The organism is Parafannyhessea umbonata (assembly GCF_900111255.1).
Classification (GTDB): domain Bacteria; phylum Actinomycetota; class Coriobacteriia; order Coriobacteriales; family Atopobiaceae; genus Olsenella_J; species Olsenella_J umbonata_A.
On sequence record NZ_FOGP01000004.1, the window covers coordinates 182,144 to 201,028 of the forward strand.

15 protein-coding genes and 1 pseudogene are annotated in these 18,885 nt (G+C 63.3%); 9 read left to right on the forward strand and 7 right to left on the reverse strand.

Going from position 1 to position 18,885, the window contains the following annotated elements; translation table 11 throughout:
* Positions 1 to 42 precede the first annotated feature (42 nt).
* A complete protein-coding gene (locus BMY31_RS06455) occupies positions 43 to 384 on the forward strand; it encodes a hypothetical protein (protein ID WP_078687250.1) in 342 nt (113 codons plus the stop codon).
* Positions 385 to 492: 108 nt separating this feature from the next.
* Here BMY31_RS06455 and BMY31_RS06460 read toward each other — a convergent pair whose 3' ends face one another.
* Together BMY31_RS06460 and yfcE are read right to left on the reverse strand one after the other, a co-directional pair.
* The gene (locus BMY31_RS06460) at positions 493 to 675 is read right to left on the reverse strand and encodes a DUF362 domain-containing protein (protein WP_078687249.1); all 183 of its coding nucleotides are present in this window, start codon (positions 673 to 675) and stop codon (positions 493 to 495) included.
* A 167-nt stretch (positions 676 to 842) separates the two neighbouring features.
* Positions 843 to 1,412: a phosphodiesterase gene (gene yfcE / locus BMY31_RS06465; RefSeq protein ID WP_078687248.1), complete on the reverse strand. Its 570-nt coding sequence runs from the start codon at positions 1,410 to 1,412 to the stop codon at positions 843 to 845.
* Between the two features lie 319 nt (positions 1,413 to 1,731).
* On the opposite strand from yfcE, the pseudogene dnaK reads away from it, so the two are divergent.
* From dnaK to BMY31_RS06500, 7 genes and pseudogenes are all read left to right on the forward strand, one after another.
* A pseudogene (gene dnaK / locus BMY31_RS06470) lies at positions 1,732 to 3,636 on the forward strand (molecular chaperone DnaK); the annotation flags it as partial.
* Positions 3,637 to 3,713: 77 nt separating this feature from the next.
* Positions 3,714 to 4,466: a nucleotide exchange factor GrpE gene (locus tag BMY31_RS06475; protein WP_078687246.1), complete on the forward strand. Its 753-nt coding sequence runs from the start codon at positions 3,714 to 3,716 to the stop codon at positions 4,464 to 4,466.
* 66 nt (positions 4,467 to 4,532) lie between these two features.
* Positions 4,533 to 5,501, forward strand: a complete 969-nt coding sequence (locus BMY31_RS06480; RefSeq protein WP_091009228.1) for a DnaJ C-terminal domain-containing protein — start codon at positions 4,533 to 4,535, stop codon at positions 5,499 to 5,501.
* The gene (locus tag BMY31_RS06485; RefSeq protein WP_078687244.1) at positions 5,488 to 5,916 is read left to right on the forward strand and encodes a heat shock protein transcriptional repressor HspR; all 429 of its coding nucleotides are present in this window, start codon (positions 5,488 to 5,490) and stop codon (positions 5,914 to 5,916) included. Before BMY31_RS06480 ends, BMY31_RS06485 begins: the two co-directional genes overlap by 14 nt.
* A 272-nt stretch (positions 5,917 to 6,188) precedes the next feature.
* Positions 6,189 to 8,867 carry an ATP-dependent chaperone ClpB gene (gene clpB / locus BMY31_RS06490; protein ID WP_257612384.1) on the forward strand — a complete coding sequence of 893 codons (2,679 nt, stop codon included), beginning with the start codon at positions 6,189 to 6,191 and terminating at the stop codon, positions 8,865 to 8,867.
* Positions 8,868 to 9,080: 213 nt separating this feature from the next.
* Positions 9,081 to 10,598 (forward strand): PASTA domain-containing protein, encoded by a 1,518-nt coding sequence (locus tag BMY31_RS06495; RefSeq protein ID WP_091009230.1) that lies wholly within the window; start codon positions 9,081 to 9,083, stop codon positions 10,596 to 10,598.
* Positions 10,599 to 10,609: 11 nt separating this feature from the next.
* Positions 10,610 to 10,849, forward strand: a complete 240-nt coding sequence (locus tag BMY31_RS06500; protein ID WP_078687242.1) for a hypothetical protein — start codon at positions 10,610 to 10,612, stop codon at positions 10,847 to 10,849.
* Here the strand turns inward: BMY31_RS06500 and BMY31_RS06505 are convergent.
* Complete coding sequence (locus tag BMY31_RS06505; protein WP_091009233.1) at positions 10,846 to 11,409, reverse strand: hypothetical protein; 564 nt, start codon at positions 11,407 to 11,409, stop codon at positions 10,846 to 10,848. The two genes, BMY31_RS06500 and BMY31_RS06505, sit on opposite strands and share 4 nt — an antisense overlap.
* A gap of 256 nt (positions 11,410 to 11,665) precedes the next feature.
* Between BMY31_RS06505 and BMY31_RS06510 the strand changes: the two genes are divergently transcribed.
* Positions 11,666 to 12,094 carry an Hsp20/alpha crystallin family protein gene (locus tag BMY31_RS06510; RefSeq protein ID WP_078687240.1) on the forward strand — a complete coding sequence of 143 codons (429 nt, stop codon included), beginning with the start codon at positions 11,666 to 11,668 and terminating at the stop codon, positions 12,092 to 12,094.
* Between the two features lie 230 nt (positions 12,095 to 12,324).
* Here the strand turns inward: BMY31_RS06510 and pknB are convergent, their stop codons facing one another.
* The 4 genes from pknB to BMY31_RS06530 form a co-directional block, all read right to left on the reverse strand.
* Entirely contained in the window at positions 12,325 to 14,262 is a 1,938-nt protein-coding gene (gene pknB, locus BMY31_RS06515; protein WP_091009236.1) for a Stk1 family PASTA domain-containing Ser/Thr kinase, read from the reverse strand.
* A 98-nt stretch (positions 14,263 to 14,360) separates the two neighbouring features.
* Positions 14,361 to 17,213, reverse strand: a complete 2,853-nt coding sequence (locus tag BMY31_RS06520; RefSeq protein WP_091009308.1) for an FtsW/RodA/SpoVE family cell cycle protein — start codon at positions 17,211 to 17,213, stop codon at positions 14,361 to 14,363.
* 4 nt (positions 17,214 to 17,217) lie between these two features.
* Positions 17,218 to 18,474, reverse strand: a complete 1,257-nt coding sequence (locus BMY31_RS06525; protein ID WP_078687238.1) for a Stp1/IreP family PP2C-type Ser/Thr phosphatase — start codon at positions 18,472 to 18,474, stop codon at positions 17,218 to 17,220.
* A complete protein-coding gene (locus tag BMY31_RS06530; RefSeq protein ID WP_078687237.1) occupies positions 18,471 to 18,884 on the reverse strand; it encodes an FHA domain-containing protein in 414 nt (137 codons plus the stop codon). Before BMY31_RS06530 ends, BMY31_RS06525 begins: the two co-directional genes overlap by 4 nt.
* Position 18,885: the final 1 nt, after the last annotated feature.

Consider the following 18,885-nt stretch of genomic DNA (forward strand, 5'->3'; position numbering starts at 1 on the left):
TACCGCAGCTGAAACGTTCGACGATTTTCGAAGGTGATATGTATGAAGAAAAGCAAGCTGCTGCTCGTCGCCCTCATCCTGGGCGCATTGTACGTTTTCTATAGCGCATGGTATTGGCTGGGCGGGGGAGTGGATTCCTCCAACGCGGGCGCTGCGATTGCAACGGTCTTGGTCGCTCCGCACCTTTTCTGCACGGCAATGGCCGTGCTTTTCAACGCGCTAGGCTACTTCATGGCTCGTCGAGCCTTCGCGCTCACCGCCGGCATCCTCTATGCCGTGGCCATGGTGCTCTTTCCGGTCTACTTCTTCTTCGTTCTGATCCAGATGATCCTGTGCTTCGTGGCGTTTGCGAAGATGTCGAAAGCTAGCTCCGTCACGGCGTAGCCCAAGGCCCATTGGCCCAAGCAGAACAAGTCGCATCGGCAAAAGCGAGGCGGCCGACCCGGAAGGGTCGGCCGCCTTGGCTGTCTCTACGAGATGGCCTTGCGAGGACTAGTCCTCGGTGACCTCGATGGCACCCACGGGGCAGGTGTCCTGGCAGGCGCCGCAGCCGACGCAATCGTCGGAGTTGGCGGCGGTGGCGACGTCCTCGACCTCGATGACGCCAGCGGGGCAGGCGTCTGCACACGCGCCGCAGGCGATGCAGGCGTCGGTATCGATAACCGGCTTAGACATGATGGTTCCTCTCCTAGTAATTGCTTACGCGCGAGACCGGCAAGCCCTTCCGCTGCAGGTCCACTTTTTTATGAGGTTACTAAAGTGCCGCCCGCGCGCAAGCATCATTTTCCGAATAGGTCCCCGAACGTCCCTTAACGGTAATGGCGCTTGCGCCGCACCGGTCTCTACTGCAGCAGGATGTGCTCGAACCTCCCGTCTTGGTAGAGGCCATAGCTGTGCGTCCCGTCCTTGGGGATCCCGACGCTGCCGGGGTTGAAGCACCAGACGGCGGGGTTGGCCGCGCTCTTCTCGCTGACCTTCTTATGCGTGTGCCCGTACGCGATCGCCGCCCCGGCGGGCAGCGTCGGCATGCGGTCCACGGAGTTGTGGATTCCCGGGCCCCAGATGTGGCCGTGGGTCAGGAAGAGCTCTCGACCCGTGCTTCCGGTATGGGGGTTTGTGGCGTCGGGATCCCACAGGGTGTTGTAGTCGGCCATGCAGGGGAAGTCGAGCACCATCTGGTCGACCTCGGCCTCGCAGTTTCCCCTGACCGCGACGATGGAATCCGCGATGCCATTGAGCATCGCGATGACCTCCTTGGGGGCGTAGTCGGCAGGCAGATCGTTTCGGGGGCCGTGGTACAGCAGGTCGCCAAGAAGAACAACTCTGTCGGGCTGGCGCTCGTCGATGGCCTGCATGAGCTTGCCGCACCACGACGCGGCTCCGTGAATGTCAGAGGCGATGAGCAGCTTCATGTCATCCTCCCATGAGATTGGTTCGCCTCTTGGGATTATCCGTCTATCTGCTCTTTCCGCCAGCGAGACGCGCGGGTTTTGGCGTCATCGGAAATCTTTCGGGACAATGTGAGGCGCGGATCAAGCTCTGGGCATGCGGTGGGCGGGGCTATGCCTATGACCTGCATATTCCTTGCGTTGTGAAAGATTAAAAAATCTAATGTGTCTAGACTTAGATAATGTATAGAATCAAAACGCATGGGAACAATGCTAGACGTACAACAAGGAAACAAGCCTCGCGCAGCCCTGGCAGGAAGTCACGGCGCCCAAGGCAGAAGAAAGGAACAGCACCATGGGCAAGATTCTTGGTATCGACCTTGGCACCACGAACTCCGCTATGGCGGTCCTCGAGGGTGGCGAGCCTACGATCATCGTTAACGCCGAGGGCGACCGCACCACGCCGTCCGTCGTCGGCTTCCGCGCCGACGGCGACCGCATCGTCGGCAAGGCCGCAAAGAACCAGGCGGTCACCAACCCGCAGAACACGGTCTTCTCCATCAAGCGCTTCATGGGCCGTCGCTACGACGAGGTCGGCTCCGAGCTCAAGACCGTTCCGTACAGCGTCAAGAGCGGCACCGGCAACCGTGCCGTCGTCGAGATCGACGGCGAGGAGTACACGCCAGAGCAGGTCTCCGCAATGACGCTCGCCAAGATGAAGGCTGACGCCGAGAAGTATCTGGGGGAGCCGGTCACCGACGCCGTCATCACCGTCCCCGCCTACTTCAACGATGCCCAGCGTCAGGCAACCAAGGACGCCGGCAAGATCGCCGGTCTCAACGTCCAGCGCATCGTCAACGAGCCGACTGCGGCCGCACTGGCCTATGGCCTGGACAAGAAGGACATCGACCAGAAGGTTCTCGTCTTCGACCTTGGTGGCGGCACCTTCGACGTCTCCCTGCTTGACCTTGCCGACGGCGTGGTCGAGGTTCTGGCAACCAGCGGCGACAACCACCTGGGCGGCGACGACTGGGATCAGAAGGTCATCGACTGGATGGCTGACAAGTTCCAGCAGGAGAACAACATCGACCTGCGTAAGGACCCCATGGCACTCCAGCGTCTCAAGGAGGCCGCCGAGAACGCCAAGAAGGAGCTCTCCTCTGCCCAGCAGGCCGACATCAACCTCCCGTTCATCACCGCTGACGCGACCGGCCCCAAGCACCTCAACTACACGCTGACCCGTGCGGAGTTCGAGCGCATCACCCGCGACCTCCTCGACCGTTGTAAGGAGCCCGTCACCAAGGCCCTGCGTGACGCGAACCTCCAGATCTCCGATGTCAACGAGGTCATTCTCGTCGGCGGCTCCTCTCGTATGCCCGCCGTCCAGGAGCTCGTCAAGACCATGACCGGCAAGCAGCCGAACATGTCCGTCAACCCTGACGAGGTCGTTGCCGACGGCGCGGCTGTCCAGGGCGGCGTCCTTACCGGTGACGTCTCTGGCATCCTGCTGCTCGACGTCACGCCGCTCTCCCTGGGCGTCGAGACCATGGGCGGCGTCATGACCAAGATGATCGACCGCAACACCACCATCCCGACCTCCAAGACCGAGGTCTACTCCACCGCTGCGGACAACCAGACCTCCGTTGAGATCAACGTCCTCCAGGGCGAGCGTGAGATGGCCGCCGACAACAAGAGCCTTGGCAAGTTCAACCTGACCGGCATCCCTGCCGCACGTCGCGGCGTCCCTCAGATCGAGGTTACCTTCGACATCGATGCCAACGGCATCGTCAAGGTTACCGCTAAGGACAAGGGCACCGGCAAGCAGCAGCAGATCACCATCTCCGGCTCCACGGCCCTGTCCGACGACGAGGTCGACCGCATGGTGAAGGACGCTGAGTCCCATGCCGAGGAGGACAAGAAGCACAAGGACGAGATTGAGGTCCGCAACCAGACCGACTCGCTGTGCTACTCCACCGAGCAGACCCTGAAGGACCTCGGCGACAAGGTTCCCGCAGACATGAAGTCCGAGGTCGAGGCGGCCGTTGCCGACGCCAAGAAGGCCCTCGACGGCTCTGACATCGACGCCATCAAGACCGCTGGCGAGAAGCTCCAGGAGGTTGGTCACAAGCTCGCCGAGATCGTCTACTCTGACGCGCAGGCGCAGACCTCTCAGGACGGCCCCGCCGCAACGAGCAACCCCGATGACGTTGTCGATGCCGACTACGAGGTCGTTGACGACGACAAGTAATTCCGGCTATTGCAGTAGCAAGACATTGCGGGGCGGCCTTTCGGGGCCGCCCCGTCGACACCACGAAGGAGTGTGACGTGAAAGTGCCCGTCGAAGACGAGGAGAACAAGAACGTCTCGCCCGAAGCCGAGACCGAGGCACCCACGGCTGACGTGGAGCTTGACGATGAGTCCGCGCAGGTCGAGGCCGCCAAGCGCGCCGGCGAGGCTGCGGCGGAGGCTGACTTCAAGGCCGAGGCCGAGAAGGCCGCAGGCGAGCGTGATGACCTTCAGCAGCAGCTCGACGATGCCATGGGACAGGTTGAGGTTGCCAAGAAGGAGGCCGCTGACGCGGTCGACCGCCTCGCGCGCCTCCAGGCTGACTGGGACAACTACCGCCGCCGTACCGCGCAGGAGCGCCTCGACGAGAAGCAGCGCGCCGCAGAGAAGCTCGTGCTGAACCTGCTTCCCGTGCTTGATGACATGGAGCGCGCGTCGGAGCATGCCGCCAAGACCGCTTCTGACGACGAGAACCTGATGCAGTTCGTCGACGGCGTCAATGCGGTCCACGACAAGATGCTCTCGATCCTGAACAAGGAGGGCGTAGAAGTCATCGATCCCGCAGGCGAGGCGTTTGATCCCATGAACCACCAGGCGGTGGGTCGCGAGGAGAACGCTGACGTTTACGACGAGACCGTCGCGCAGGTCTACCAGAAGGGCTATTCGATGGGTGGCAAGACCATTCGCAGCGCGATGGTCACGGTTACCTTTGGAGGCCCTAAGCGCCCGGCTTCGTCTGACGGGGACGAGAAGGGCGACGCAGAGTCTGCTTCGGACTCTGACGCAGAGTAAAGCGTAAGACGAGCGCCCGGACCGACAGGTTCGGGCGCAGCCATTGAAAGGGGGCGTTAGCTTCGCATGGCAGACAAGAGAAATTACTACGACGTGCTGGGCGTCAAGCGCGATGCCAACGCCGATGAGATAAAAAGGGCCTTTCGCAAGCTTGCGGCGAAGTACCATCCTGACGCGGGTGGCGACGAGCGTAAGTTCAAGGAGGTCAGCGAGGCATACACCACGCTGTCTGACCCGCAGAAGCGGCGCGAGTACGACCAGATGCTGATGTTTGGCGGCATTCCCGGTGCGGACTTTGGCGGATCCGGTGGCCGCAACCGTACGTATACCTACACGGGCGGTGCGGGTGCCGACTGGTCGGAGATCTTCGACAACATCCGCGCCGGCGACGGTGCCTTTGGCGGCTTCGACTTTTCGAGCATCTTTGGCGGACAACCGGGCGGGCGTCAGTCCACGAGGCCCGTCAAGGGCGGCGATCTCACCATGGTCATCGAGGTCGATGCGGACGAGGCCTTTTCCGGCGCACAGCGCAAGGTGAGTTACACCATCCCCTCGACCGGCGAGAAGCAGTCCCTTACCGTTAAGGTGCCTGCGGGCGCTGTTGACGGTGGCAAGCTTCGCTATCGCGGCCGCGGCGAGTACGGTATGAACGGAGGGGCCCGTGGCGACCTTGTCGTCACGACGCGCGTTGCGGAGCACCACCTGTTCAAGCGTGATGGTGCCGACGTTCGCATGGAGCTTCCCATCAGCGTGTTCGAGGCGGCCCTAGGTGCCACGGTCGACGTGCCGACGCCCGATGGGACGGAGGTCAGGCTCAAGGTTCCGGCCGGAACCCAGGACGGGAAGACCTTCCGCTTCCGTGACCTTGGTGCACCTGACGTCAAGCACAAGGGCGTTCGCGGTGCCCTGTACGTGAAGGTCCGGGTCCAGGTTCCCACGCGACTGAGCACGAAGGAGCGCGAGGCTCTCGAGGCGCTTCGCTCTGCGGATGCGCGCAACTACAGGAAGGATGTTGAGCGCTATGGCACAAAGTGAGGCAGAGGGCAAGAACAAGCCCCTCTACATGATCAGCGTGGCCGCCGAGCTGACCGGCATGCATCCCCAGACCCTGCGCGTCTACGAGCAGAAAGGCCTTGTAACACCTGGTAGGTCGCGGGGCAACACGCGCCTTTACTCCCAGGGCGACATCGAGCGCCTGAACCTGATCAGCAAGCTTACGGACGAGGGCATCAACCTTGCCGGCGTGGTCAGGATTCTTGACATGCGAGAGCGCGCGGTCGAGCGCGACAAGCAGATCGATCGCCTGCGTGAGCGCGTACGCGAGCTCGAGGACGAGGTGCACGAGTTCAAGATGCGCGAGAAGATCACGGCTCTCGCGCGCTATGACGGTGCGGGACCCGAGCAGGTCATGCGCGGGCTCCTCTCAAACGGCGGGGGTCGCGAGGCCTAAGGCCGTCTTGCCGCTTCGTGGCAGGCGCTTCTTGTGCGCGTCGGTGACAACAAGCGCAAAACGTAGTACGGGACACCCCTCGCGTTCGCCGGGGGGTGCTTTTTTGGCTGTGACCGTCTCGCGCGTAGGGAGGGCGGGACACGGAGGCCGTATCTCGGTTTCCTCTACCACGCGCAGAAAATCTATCAAATAAGGACTTAGATTTTTGTTTAGACCCCTGTCCGCGGGGAACAATGAACCTTGATAAAGACTTTCCCAGAAGGGAGAAAAGCATGAGGTTCGACAAGTGGGCGGTTACCGCCCAGGAAGCCCTGCAGGCATCAGTCTCCATTGCCGCAGACGCCGAGGCGGGGCAGGTTAAGCCCATCCATCTGCTCAAGGCGCTGCTGTCGTCGGGAGAGCGCAACCTGAGCGCTGTCATCGAGCGCGTCGGTGCCGATCCCGCCCAGGTCGAGGCGCAGGTCGACGACGAGATTGCGAAGTCCCCGCGCGTGACGGGCGATATGAGCCAGATGGGTATCTCGAGCGAGCTTACGCGCGTGGGTGACGCGGCCGAGAAGCTCGCCTCGAAGATGGGCGACAGCTATGTGACCAGCGAACATCTCCTGTGTGCCCTGGCCGACGACAAGACCGAGGCGGGTGGCACCCTCAAGGCCGCGGGCGTAACGAGCAGGCGCGTGCAGGAGGCCTATGAGGACCTGCGCGGCAACGAGCGCGTGACCTCCCAGGACCAGAAGACGCAGTTCGAGGCGCTCGAGCAGTATGGTCGCAACGTGACCGACCTTGCCCGTCAGGGCAAGCTCGACCCCGTCATCGGCCGCGTCGAGGAGATTCGTCGCACCATCCAGGTGCTGAGCCGCCGCACCAAGAACAACCCCGTACTTATCGGTGAGCCAGGTGTCGGCAAGACCGCCATCGTCGAGGGACTTGCTGAGCGCATCGTCGCCGGCGACGTCCCCTCCACCATCCGCGACAAGGACATCGTCGAGCTTGACATGAGCGCGCTCGTCGCCGGCGCAAAGTACCGCGGCGAGTTCGAGGACCGCCTCAAGAGCGTGCTGAAGGAAGTCGAGAAGTCCGCAGGCAGGATCATCCTGTTCATCGACGAGCTCCACACCATCGTGGGCGCCGGCGCCACCGAGGGGTCGATGGACGCGGGCAACATCCTCAAGCCCGCGTTGGCCCGCGGCGAGCTCCACGCCATTGGCGCCACGACGCTGGACGAGTATCGCAAGTACATCGAGAAGGACCAGGCCCTTGCTCGCCGCTTCCAGACCGTCTTGGTGAGCGAGCCCAGCGTCGAGGACAGCGTCAGCATTCTCCGCGGCCTCAAGGAGAAGTACGAGCAGCACCATCGCGTTCGCATCACCGATGCGGCGCTGGTCTCTGCGGCCGACCTCTCGAACCGATACATCAGCGGGCGCTTTCTGCCCGACAAGGCCATCGACCTGGTAGACGAGGCCGCATCGCGCCTGCGCATGGAGCTGGACTCCATGCCGGCCGAGATCGACGCCGTTGATCGCCAGCTCACGCAGATGCAAATCGAGGAGCAGGCCCTCCTGAAGGAGGAGGATGCCGCGAGTCGCGAGAGGCTGGAGGCGCTTCGCAAGGAGATCGCCGTCACGCGCGAGAAGCTTGATGGAATGAAGGCCAATTGGCAGAACGAGAAGGGTGCAATCGACCGGGTCCAGGATCTCAAGGGCAAGATCGAGGAGGCCAAGGGTCAGGTTGAGCTCGCCACGCGCGCGGGAGACCTCGCAAAGGCATCCGAGCTGCGCTATGGCACGCTTCCGGAGCTGCAGCGCCAGTACGACGAGGCCGAGCGGGCACTTTCTGCCAAGCAGGAAGCCGGCGGCATCCTGAAGGAGGAGGTCACGAGTGAGGAGATTGCGGAAGTGGTCTCCTCGTGGACCGGCATCCCCGTCTCCAAGATGATGCAGGGCGAGATGGACAAGCTCAAGGGGCTCGAGGATGAGCTGCACAAGCGCGTCATCGGGCAGGATGAGGCTGTCTCGGCCGTAGCTGCCGCCGTTCGCCGCAGCCGCGCGGGCCTGTCTGACCCCAATCGTCCGCTGGGAAGCTTCTTCTTCCTAGGCCCCACTGGCGTCGGCAAGACCGAGCTCGCGAAGACGCTCGCCGAGCGTCTGTTCGACGATGAGAAGGCCTTGGTGCGCATCGACATGTCCGAGTACATGGAGAAGTTCAGCGTCCAGCGCCTTATCGGCGCCCCTCCCGGATACGTGGGCTACGACGAGGGTGGCCAGCTGACAGAGGCCGTTCGGCGCCGTCCCTATTCCGTCATCCTTCTGGACGAGATGGAGAAGGCGCATCCGGACGTGTTCAACGTCCTGCTCCAGGTGCTCGACGACGGCCGCCTGACTGACGGCCAGGGCCGCGTGGTGAGCTTCAAGAACACGATCATCATCATGACCAGCAACGTCGGCAGTCAGTTTATCGCCGGCGCGACTGCCTCGAGCGATCCCGATGCCGTTCAGAAGCGGGTGAACGATGCGTTGCGTGCGACGTTCAAGCCGGAGTTCCTCAACCGCATCGATGACGTCGTGGTCTTCCACGCGCTTGGCCTTGGCGACATCGAGAAGATCGTGGACATCCAACTCGCAGACGTTCGCCGGCGCCTTGCCCGCGAGCGCATCACGCTCGAGCTGACTCCGGCTGCCATCCAGTCGCTCTCTCTTGACGGCCTCGACCCCGTCTATGGAGCGCGTCCGCTCAAGCGCCTGATCCAGCGCCAGGTGGTCGACAACGTCGCAGGCCTCGTCATTGACGGCAAGCTGCACGAGGGCGACACGGTGCGCGTTGACGTTGGGGCGGATGACCGCCTGTTCGCCGAGCGCGTCGAGACGCCTTCCGTCTATGCTCACGCGGCGAGCTCCGAGGCACCAGGGGCTCATTCAGATGTCGACCCGATCGAGGCCGATGGGGTGGAGTAGCAGAAGCGGCCCGCGGGCTGTCCTGGGGGTTGCGGTGCGCATCGATGCGAAGGTCGACCTGGTTCTTGTGCTAGAAGAACGACATGGTGTGGTCCAAGGGGCTGCCGGGCAGACGTCCGGCAGCCCCTCTCGGTTGCGCCTGCGCCACGTGTGGCGCTCAGGCGAGCAGAGATGCGCGATAATGATGCAAAAGCTGGTGAGAGGGGGGCATAAATGGGACTCGAAGAGGATGCGGGGCAGGTCGAGGAGCCGGCAGCCGAGGCCAAGCCGATGCAGGGTCGCCTGAGCGATCCCTCTGCCGAGCCGACGACGCCTCTCTCGCAGAACTCGGAGGACGTCGTCGAGGACGCCTCGGGGTCTGCGGTGAACAGCCTCGACAGCTTCGGGCAGGTTTCGCCCGAGAAGACCGTGCTTCGCTCCGTGAGGCCGCCGAGCACGAGCGTCCCGCAGGAGCCCCAGCTGGAAAGGAAACGTCGCAAGCGCGCCGTTGTGGTCGCCGCGGCTTTGGTTGCGGCAGGACTTGCCGCCGTCGCCGCGTTCGTGACCTATGGCATGGAGCTTTGGGGTGGTCGAAGCATTCCCGAGGTCACGGGCTACACGCGGCGTGCAGCTACCGAGAAGCTCGAGGCTCGTGGCTTCCAGGTCGTGGTGGAGGATCAGCCGAGCGACAAGACGGCGGGCATCGTGCTCGAGACGCGCCCCCCGGTGGGGGCGCGCGTGGCAGAGGGTTCCCAGGTCATCCTGGTGGTCGCCGCGCCCCACGTCGTGCCCGACGTGGTGGGCAAGCCGCTCGAGGAGGGTCGCAAGGCAATCGAGGACGCTGGTGCCGAGAACGTAGCCATCGAGTTCGTCTCTTCTGACGACCCCGAGGGGAGCATTGTCTCGGTGTGTCCCGAGGCCGGCCAGACCTTTTCCTCTCAAGACACCATCACGATTACCGTTGCCCAGGCCTACACCGTGCCCTACGTGCTCGGCATGCAGGAGGCCGAGGCGAGTAAGAAGGTCACTGCGGCGGGGCTGAGCCCCAAGGTGGCCTACGTCCGCTCCAAGAAGCCGGCCGGCACCGTCGTGGCGGTCAATCCCGACCAAGGCACCAAGATATCTGCCGGCGGCGCTGTGGAGCTCAGCGTCTCCGCCTACGTTCCCGAGGACTACCGTCACCTGCTTGAGTACTTCTCCTGTCCCACAGACAAGCTCGAACAGTTCCTGGGCGAGCAGGGCTTTGCACTCTCGAGCTCGCAAAGCGAAGGCGAGGGCTACGAGATCGTCTATAACGCTGCCCACGCCACCGTCGTGTTCGATGACCAGCCCTTCTCGCACCATTACGGCATTCCGTCGGGCGAGTCGCTTGGACATGGCGTGGACGGCACGTTCTTCAACGGGATACGTCTCGACATGGACGCATCGGAGCTTTCCGGCGTGACGACCGACGACCGCTCGGCTGTGGAGTCGGTTGCCAACGCCTGTGGGTTTGGCAACATCCAGGACCTGTGTACGCAAGACGACATCAAGGCTCCCGGAGGCATGGTGCCCTCTGGTGCCGGTGGCATGACCTTCGCCTGCGGCAGTGGGGTTGAGGGAGACTACACCTGGACCGTGCTCGTCTGGAGCTACGACGGCACGCGCCACGCCTGCGCCACGTGTGCGCTCTCGACGATATACGACGGAAGGATCCAGGGGTTCGGCGGCGTTTGCGATTATGTCGCGACGATCGACCTCTTTACGGAATAGGAGTGATTCGCATGGCCGGCGAAAGCGAGCCGCGAGAGGACGTTCTACAGGATTCGGGCAAGGCGGCCGACTCGCGTTCCGTTGCAAAGAAGCCAAGGGGAGAAGTGCGCGGCCCAAGATCCACGGGAGACTCCCAGCCGGCGAACGACCCCTTCATCCGTGCGGAAAACGAGGACGACGATGGCTACGATCCCTATTCCGATAGGCGGCCTGCGGCGGAGCCCCTGTTCGAGCGAGACCCCTGGGACTAGTTGCCCAGCATCTTTGCGATGAGGAGCACGACCAGTGTCAGGGCAAGAATGATGACCAGGAGTCCGATGGTCGCACGGCGCTTCTTTGCGCGCTCGCGTGACTCGAAGATGGTCCTGCGGCCCTTGGGTACCTCGAGGTACTGACCATACTGGCCACCCGTGAAGCCGCTTCGGTCGTTTCGGGCACGGCGATAGGTCCTGCTGCCCGAAAGCGCGCCCCCCCTTACGGTGATGTTGGAGTCATGTGCGTAGCCGCTCGTGCTGATGTTGCCGTCTTCGCTCAGGTCGTTGATGGCCTCCTGGGTCTTGTGGGGAGCCCTCTGGCGCACGTAGGGCGGGATGTTGCTGGGGTGGTTCTTCCCGAATAGAGGGTCGGTCGAGGACTGGCCTGCCGGTCGCTTTGCCCAGGGCAGGTCCTCCTGCTGCGGCTGCTGCGCACGTGGTTGGGAATTCTGCCAAGCGTCCTGCTCCGACGTGGCTGAACGCGGCTGCTCGGGCCCCGGGGCGGACGCTCCCTGCGTCTGGCTTGGGCTCTGATCGAAGTCGTCAACGTCTGACATAGATTCCCCCTATGGCCTCCTACACTCTCGCATCTCATGATACGGCAGTGTCGTGACCGTCCTTCCGAAAATAGCGTTCTTGGCACTAACGTGGGGGAAGGGTCATAAAACCTAATGTAACCTTACTTAGATTTGCTTAGTATTTGTAACTTAGAAAACCTTTTGAACTGAGTATAAATCTTGCGGCAGTGGGAACATATAACAGCGAACCCAGGGGCGTCCAAAAGAGGCGCCAAATCGCAAGGAGTGATTCGCTATGGCAAGCATGGTTCCGTATGGCAACTTTGACAGGGCCCTCCGCAGGGCTTGGCCGCTCGACGCATTTGACGAGTTCTTCTCGCCGCTGAGCACCCTAAGCACCGACGCGGGCTTCAAGATGAACGTCGAGGACGCGGACGACAGGTACGTCATCACCGCGGAGCTTGCGGGTGTCAAGCGCGACGAGATCGACGTTGAGCTCAATGAAGGCCGCCTGTCCATCTCGGTCGACAAGAAGGAGTCCGACGAGGAGAAGGGCAAGAATTACCTGCACAAGGAATCCACGGAGTGGAAGGCGTCCCGTGGCGTCTACCTCAAGGACGCCTCGACCTCTGGCCTGAGCGCAAAGCTCGAGGGTGGCATCCTCACCGTCAACGTTCCGAAGCAGGAGGAGAAGGCCAACGTCACCAAGGTCTCGATTGACTAATTCCCTGCGCCTCGCCGCGAGCGAGTTGCGACAGGAGAACTGACTTGGACGGGAGGCGATGCGTTGCATCGCCTCCCGTTTCTTGTTTGGTGCGCGACACGGCTTGCTGGGGGGCTAGTTGCTGGGGGGGCTAGCTCGAGGCGCCCGCCGACGCAGAAAAAGGGCACCCACGTCGCACTGTGTGCTGAGCGTAGGTGCCCTATGGGTTGCTTTGGCGTTGTGCGGATAGGCTAGTTCGCGGCGCCCGTGCCGCTGTGGCCGCCCGTGGAGGGTTCGGGCCCTGTGGAAACCTTGATGGTGACCGTTGTCCCAGGGTCAGCCGTGCCCGTAATGTCTTGGCTAATTACCTGGCCCGAGGAAACGTCGCTCGTTGTGGTGACGACGTTGTACTTAAAGCCGGCATTTGCGAGAGCGGCCTCTGCGGCGTCCTGCTGCATACCGACGACCGACGGCACCTTGACCTTCGAATTTCCGGTGGAAACCGTGATCGTGATCGTTGCGCCCTTCTCGGCGGTGCCGGTCTTGGACTGCTTAATGACCAAACCCTTGTCCACGGAGCTGCTCTCGGCCGTGGTGACCTGCACTTCGAAGCCGGCATCCTTCAACTGTGCGGTCGCATCGCTTTCGGTCTGTCCCGTGACGTCGGGAACGTCCACGGTCTCGGGGCCCTTGGAGAGCTGGTAGGTTACGGTATCGCCGGCCTTTGCGGTGGCGCCTCCGTTGGGGCTCTGCTGGGCGACGGTGCCCACCGGCGTGTCGCTGTCGTAGACGGAGTCGCCCGCCTGGCCGACTAGACCGACCTTGGTGAGCGCGGCCTCGGCCTCGCTGGGGGTCATACCGGTAAGGTCGGGCACGGTTACCGTCTCTGCGGGCTCTTCTCCCTTGGAGATGACGAGATTGATCTGCGTGCCTTTGGAGACCTGCCGTCCGGGATCCGGGTCCTGGTCGATGACGAGGCCCTTGGCGACGGACGAGGAGTACTCCTCCTTTACGGTTCCGCGCTGGAAGAACCCAGATTCGTCAATCTGGCTCAGGGCCTGCTCCTGCGTGAGGTTGAGCAGGTTCGGGACGGGCTGCGTCGCGTTGTTTCCGAACATCGAGAACACGCCGACGATGATCGCTACGACTGCGATGGCGCCCACGATGGCGGCGGAGATGAGTCGGCGCTTGTGCTTGCGCTCCTTCTCCTCTGCCTCTTGCTGGGCCTTCTCGGTTGCGGTCTGGGGCTTGATTCGGCCCGTCTCGCTGATTCGGGACATGCTCTGCGTGCTGCTGACGGGAGAGAGGGGCGTCGTTACGGGCACCGCTCCGACGGGGTTCATCATGGCCGTGGCGTTGCTGACGGCGGCAAGTCGTCCCGAGAGGTAGTCGCGCAGTACGTGGTAGAGCTCGTCGGCAGTCTGGAAGCGGTCGTCGGGGTTCTTCTGCATGCACTTGAGGATGATCGACTCAAGAGACGCGTCGACGGCGGGGTTGACCTGGCTGGGCGGAACGGGAAGCTCGTTCACCTGCTTGAGCGCGACCGAAATCGCGTCGTCGCCGTCGAAGGGAACCTTGCCCGTGGCGGCCTCGTACATGACGATACCGAGCGAGTAGATGTCCGTGGTGGGGCCAAGTGCCTTGCCCTGGGTTTGCTCGGGAGAGACGTAGTGAGCGGTGCCCAGGACAGAGTTGTCCTGCGTGAGGTGGCTGTTCTTGGCACGTGCTATGCCAAAGTCCATCACCTTGATGTTGCCGTCGGGCTGGACCATGATGTTCTGCGGCTTGATGTCGCGGTGGATGATGTCATGCCTGTGTGCGACGGAAAGCGCCTGGGCAATCTGGGAGCCAATTTGTGCGACCTTCTTGCCGTCCAGGGCACCGTGCTTGCGGATGCCGCTCTTGAGGTCGGTTCCGCGCAGGTACTCCATGACGATGTAGTACGTGTCGCCGTCCTTGCCCCAGTCGTATACGGCGACGATGTAGGGGCTTTGCAGTGCGGCTGCAGCCTGGGCCTCCTGCTTGAAGCGAGCTGCGAAGGAGGGGTCTGCCGCATACTGCGGAAGCATCGTCTTGATTGCCACGGTCCTGCCAAGGACCTCGTCGAGGCCACGGTAGACAATGGCCATGCCACCGGTGCCGATTTTGTCCTGCACCGTGTAGCGTCCGCCTAGAACTCTCTCTGACATCGTCTCTCCCATCGTAAACACGGTCTCCCGTGAAGTAACTCATCTTACAAACGCGAGGTTCGTGCGGCTTGGCCGCTGCGCTCGGGCGCTCCCCTTCCTTAGGAGGACGCCCCCATTGCCTGCACGTTCAGGCAGGCCGCGATCACGCTTCCCGCGACAGCCGATGCCGTGCCCGTGTCCTCGTTCTCAAGGCAGATTGAAACGGCAATGGTTGGCTGGTCGTAGGGAGCGAAGCCCACGAACAGGGAATTGACTTGGGATGCGCTGGCCTCTGCGGTGCCGGTCTTTCCGGCGACCTTGACGCCCGAGACGCGCGCGGCGACGCCGGTGCCACTCTCGACAACGTCAAGCATGGCCTCCTTAACCTGGCCCGCGGTCTGGGACGATACCGCCTGGCCAAGGGCGCGTGGCTGGGTCTTCGACGTCGTGGCGCCCTCGGGGGAGAGGATGTGGTCCACGACGTAGGGGTTCATGGCGATGCCGTTGTTGGCAATCGCGGCGACCATGACGGCGTTCTGCATGACCGTCGTCTGGGGGCCCGCCGGACTCGCGTGGTTGCCGACGGGCTGGCCGCAGGCTGCCCAGGCGGTCTCCCACTCGGTCATCTCCTTGGGGTCGGGCATGAGCGACGGCGTGGTCGAGAAGTCCTGGCCAAGCGCGCTGCCATAGCCGAACGCACGCGCATAGCTCACCAGCCTGTCGGCGCCGATCTTGGTTCCGACCTGGCCGAACACGGTGTTTGCAGACTCGGCCATGGCCTCTTTGAGGGAGAGCGCGCTCCACTCCTCGCCCCTGAAGTTGGTGACGGGGGCGCCGCCGATTTCGAGGGTTGCGGGGGCCTTGTAGCTGCTGTCGAGCGTGGCCAGGTTGGAATCGAGGGCGGCCGAGAGCGTAATGGTCTTGAAGGTGGAGCCTGGCGTGTACAGCGTATTGGTTGACCTGTCCACCAGTGCGCCGGTGTCGGAGGTCATCGACGCCCCGATGTCGGTGTAGCTGAAGGAGGGGCTGGACGCCTTTGCCAGAACCGCGCCCGTGGTGGGGTCAAGCACCACGATGGCTCCGCGGTGCCCGGCAAGCGCCGACTCCACGGCCTTCTGCATCTGCGCGTTGAGGGTCAGCACGACGCTCGAGCCCGGCGTCTCGATGCCGGCCATCGCGTTGAGCGCGCTCAGCCAGCTGGAGTAGTCGGCGTGACCGGTGAGGGTCTCGTTGAGCGAGGCCTCGATGCCCGTGGCGCCGTACTGCGTGGAGAGGTAGCCGACGGTGTGCGTCGCGACGTTGCCCAGCGGGTACTGGCGGACGTACGTGCCGTCCTCCTGGCGGACGCTCTCCGCTAGCGTGGCGCCGTCAGCGGTGATGATCGCACCGCGCTGGACCTTGGAGCTCTTCGCAATGGTGTGGTTGTTGTTCGGGAGGTTCTGATAGTAGTCGGCCCTCACCACCTGTATGTACGTAAGGTTGGCGATGAGCAGAGCAAACATGAAGGTGAAGAGGGTGACCAGCGCTACCAGTCGCTTTCCGAGCGCAACGCGACCCAGGACCCCGGACTCGGCCGTGGTCAGCGAGAAGTGGCCGCGTGCATGGGCGCCGTGAACCACGGCGTTGCCCCTGCCGCCGCCCTCGGCGGGCGAGAAGGTCGGGCCATCTGGGTTGGCGGCAGACTCGATCTGCGCCTCGTGGCCGGTTCCCTCGTCCCCGGTCTTGAGTAGGAGGCCAACGATGACGAAGCTGGCAAGCAGGGAGCTGCCGCCCTGGCTCATGAAGGGGAGCGTTACGCCCGTGAGGGGTAGGAACTTGGTTGTGCCGCCGACGATCAGGAATGCCTGGAACGCAATGGCAACCGTGAGACCGACCGCGGTAAACGCGGCGATGTCAGACTTTGCCCGCGCGGCCGTGACGAATCCGCGGATCGCGAGGAGCATGTAGCAGATGAGGACCGCGGAGCCGCCCAGGAGGCCCATCTCTTCTCCGATGGCAGAGAAGATGAAGTCGGACTCGACGACGGGGATGAGGGTGGGGAGGCCCTTGCCGATGCCGGTGCCCACGAGGCCGCCGTCGGCAAGCGAGTAGAGCGACTGGACGATCTGCAGGCCCTTGTTGGAAGGATCCGAGAACGGATCGAGCCAAATCTGGATTCGAACCTGCACGTGCGAGAAGAGCGAGTAGCAGACCACGCCGCCAATGGCCAGAAGCACGATGGAGGCGATCACGTAGCTCACGCGACCGGTGCAGACGTAGATCATGACTACGAAGAACGTGAAGAACAGAAGGGCGCTGCCCAGATCGCGCTCGAAGACGACCAGCAGGAGCGAGATTCCCCACATGACCAGAAGGGGCGCGAGCATGCGCGGCTTCGGAAGGGCCAGCGGACCGAACTTGCGCGTGGAGGCCGAGAGCAGCTCACGGTTCTCGGCGAGGTAGGCCGCCAGGAACAAGACGATCAGGATCTTTGCAATCTCGCCCGGCTGGAACGAGAAGGGTCCGAACACCAGCCACAGCTTGGAGCCACCGCGCTCGGTGCCGATGAGCATTGGCAGGAGCAGAAGGATGACGCCGGCTATGCCCATGGTGAACTTGTACTCTGCAAGCTTCTCGATGGAGGGTACGAAGACCAGCACTGCGATCATCGCGGCAACCGAAATGAAGAGCCATGCGACCTGGCTCACGGCAAGGTCGGGGGCGAGCCTCGTCACGAAGGCTATGCCGATGCCCGAAAGCACGAACACCACGGGGAGGATTGCCGGGTCTGCGCCGGGGGCGAACTTGCGCGTCGAAATGTGCGCCGCGACAAATGCCGCGAGCAGGCCTATGGGGACCGCGAGCGAGCTGAAGCTGATCGTGACCGACATGTTTATGACGTACATCGCATACAGCAGAACCACCGGCACGGCTGCAGTCATCAGCAGCGCGAGCTCGGTGTTCCTGCGGGTGTTTCCCTGGCGCCTGGCCATCATGTTACTCACCTGCGCCTTCGCTTGGTGTTGCGGGCACTGTGGCGGGTGCGTCCGTGCCCGTGGTCGAACGGTCCGCCGCTACGGCCGCGGCGGTCTTGTCGGCATCGATCTGGTCGCGGTAGCTCTCGACCGTGGCGCGCGCCTCCGCCTCGCTGGAGGCGGGGAGGCCGTGTTTCAGGCTTTCCTGCGTCGCCGCGGGAAGGTCCGAGGTCGAGACCGAGGTGGTCTCCTCGAGATGCGAGAGCTCGATGCCCAGGAAATTGTCATTTATGCCCTGGTAGATACCAACGGTCCCATTGTTGTCTCCCAAGTACCAGGAGCTGTTGACGTAGAGCGCCATGAGGACCGTGATGATGGCCCCAAGGACAAGAAGGAGCACGAACGCCGAGAAGATCCTGCGCCTGCGCAGCTTGCGGTGTGCCTCCAGGATGCCGTCGTCCAGCACGTCGACGATTACGACGCTCACGTTGTCGTGACCGCCGCCCTCAAGCGCGGCTGCCACGAGGTTGTCCGCTGCGGCTTGTGGGGTCGCCGAGCTTACCGCGGTCGCCTCGATCTCGGAGTCCTCGACCATGGAGGAAAGTCCGTCCGAGCAGATGATGATACGGTCTCCCGACGAGACGTCCAGGGTGAAGTGATCTGCGTACATGTCGGGGTCGGAGCCGAGCGCACGCGTGATGATGGAGCGCGACGGATGCACGCGCGCCTCGTCCGCGGTGATCTCGCCGGCGTCGACAAGCTCCTCTACGTACGAGTGGTCTCGCGTCAGACGAACCAGCATACCCTCGTGAAGAAGGTAGATGCGCGAGTCGCCGACGTGCGCGATGGCCATGCGGTTGTTCTCGATAAGGACGCAGGAGGCGGTGCAGCCCATGCCCGGTTTGCCCTTGCCGGTCTTGGCGCCATCGATAACCTCGGCGTTGGCCGCCTCGACGGCGGCGCCCAACAGAACGTCGTCCGCGTGGAGCGGAGCGTGGCTGCCGATGGTCGATACTGCGATGGAGCTAGCCACCTCGCCGGCGGCATGGCCACCCATTCCGTCGCACACGGCGAACACCGGCGGCTGCACGAGGAAGGAGTCCTCGTTGTGGGACCTGACGAGGCCTATGTCGGTGCGTGCTCCCCATGCGAGCGTCGCGTTCGCGCCGCTCTTCGAGTCAGTGCCCTCGCGCGTCTCCACCTGGACGGTGTCATGGCCCGGGCTGTTGACGGGCTCGGTCTTGGAGCTTGCGTGCCTATGGAGCGGAAATGATCTCATCGACGACTCACTCGCATCACTGCGTCACCAATTTGCACTTCGTCGCCATCGCGCAGCGTGACGGGCTGGCCGATGCCATGGCCGTTGACCAGCGTGCCGTTGGTCGAGTTGAGGTCCTCCAGGACCAGTGCGGGGCCCTGCAGGGTGAAGCGCGCGTGAGCCGCAGACACGAACGGCTCGTCGATGACGATGTCGGAAGAGGGTGCCCTGCCAATGACGACGGGGCCCAGAATGTCCACGTGCAGGCCGCGGAGCTCCTTGGTTCCCTTCTCCACGTCGACTGACCAGATGGCTGCGTCTCGACGCTGCCCGCGCACTAGGCCGACGCCGGTGCGCATGACGGCAAACAGGAAGGCGTACAGGAGCACGACAAACGCGATGCGACCTGCAAAGAGGACGAGATCGATCATG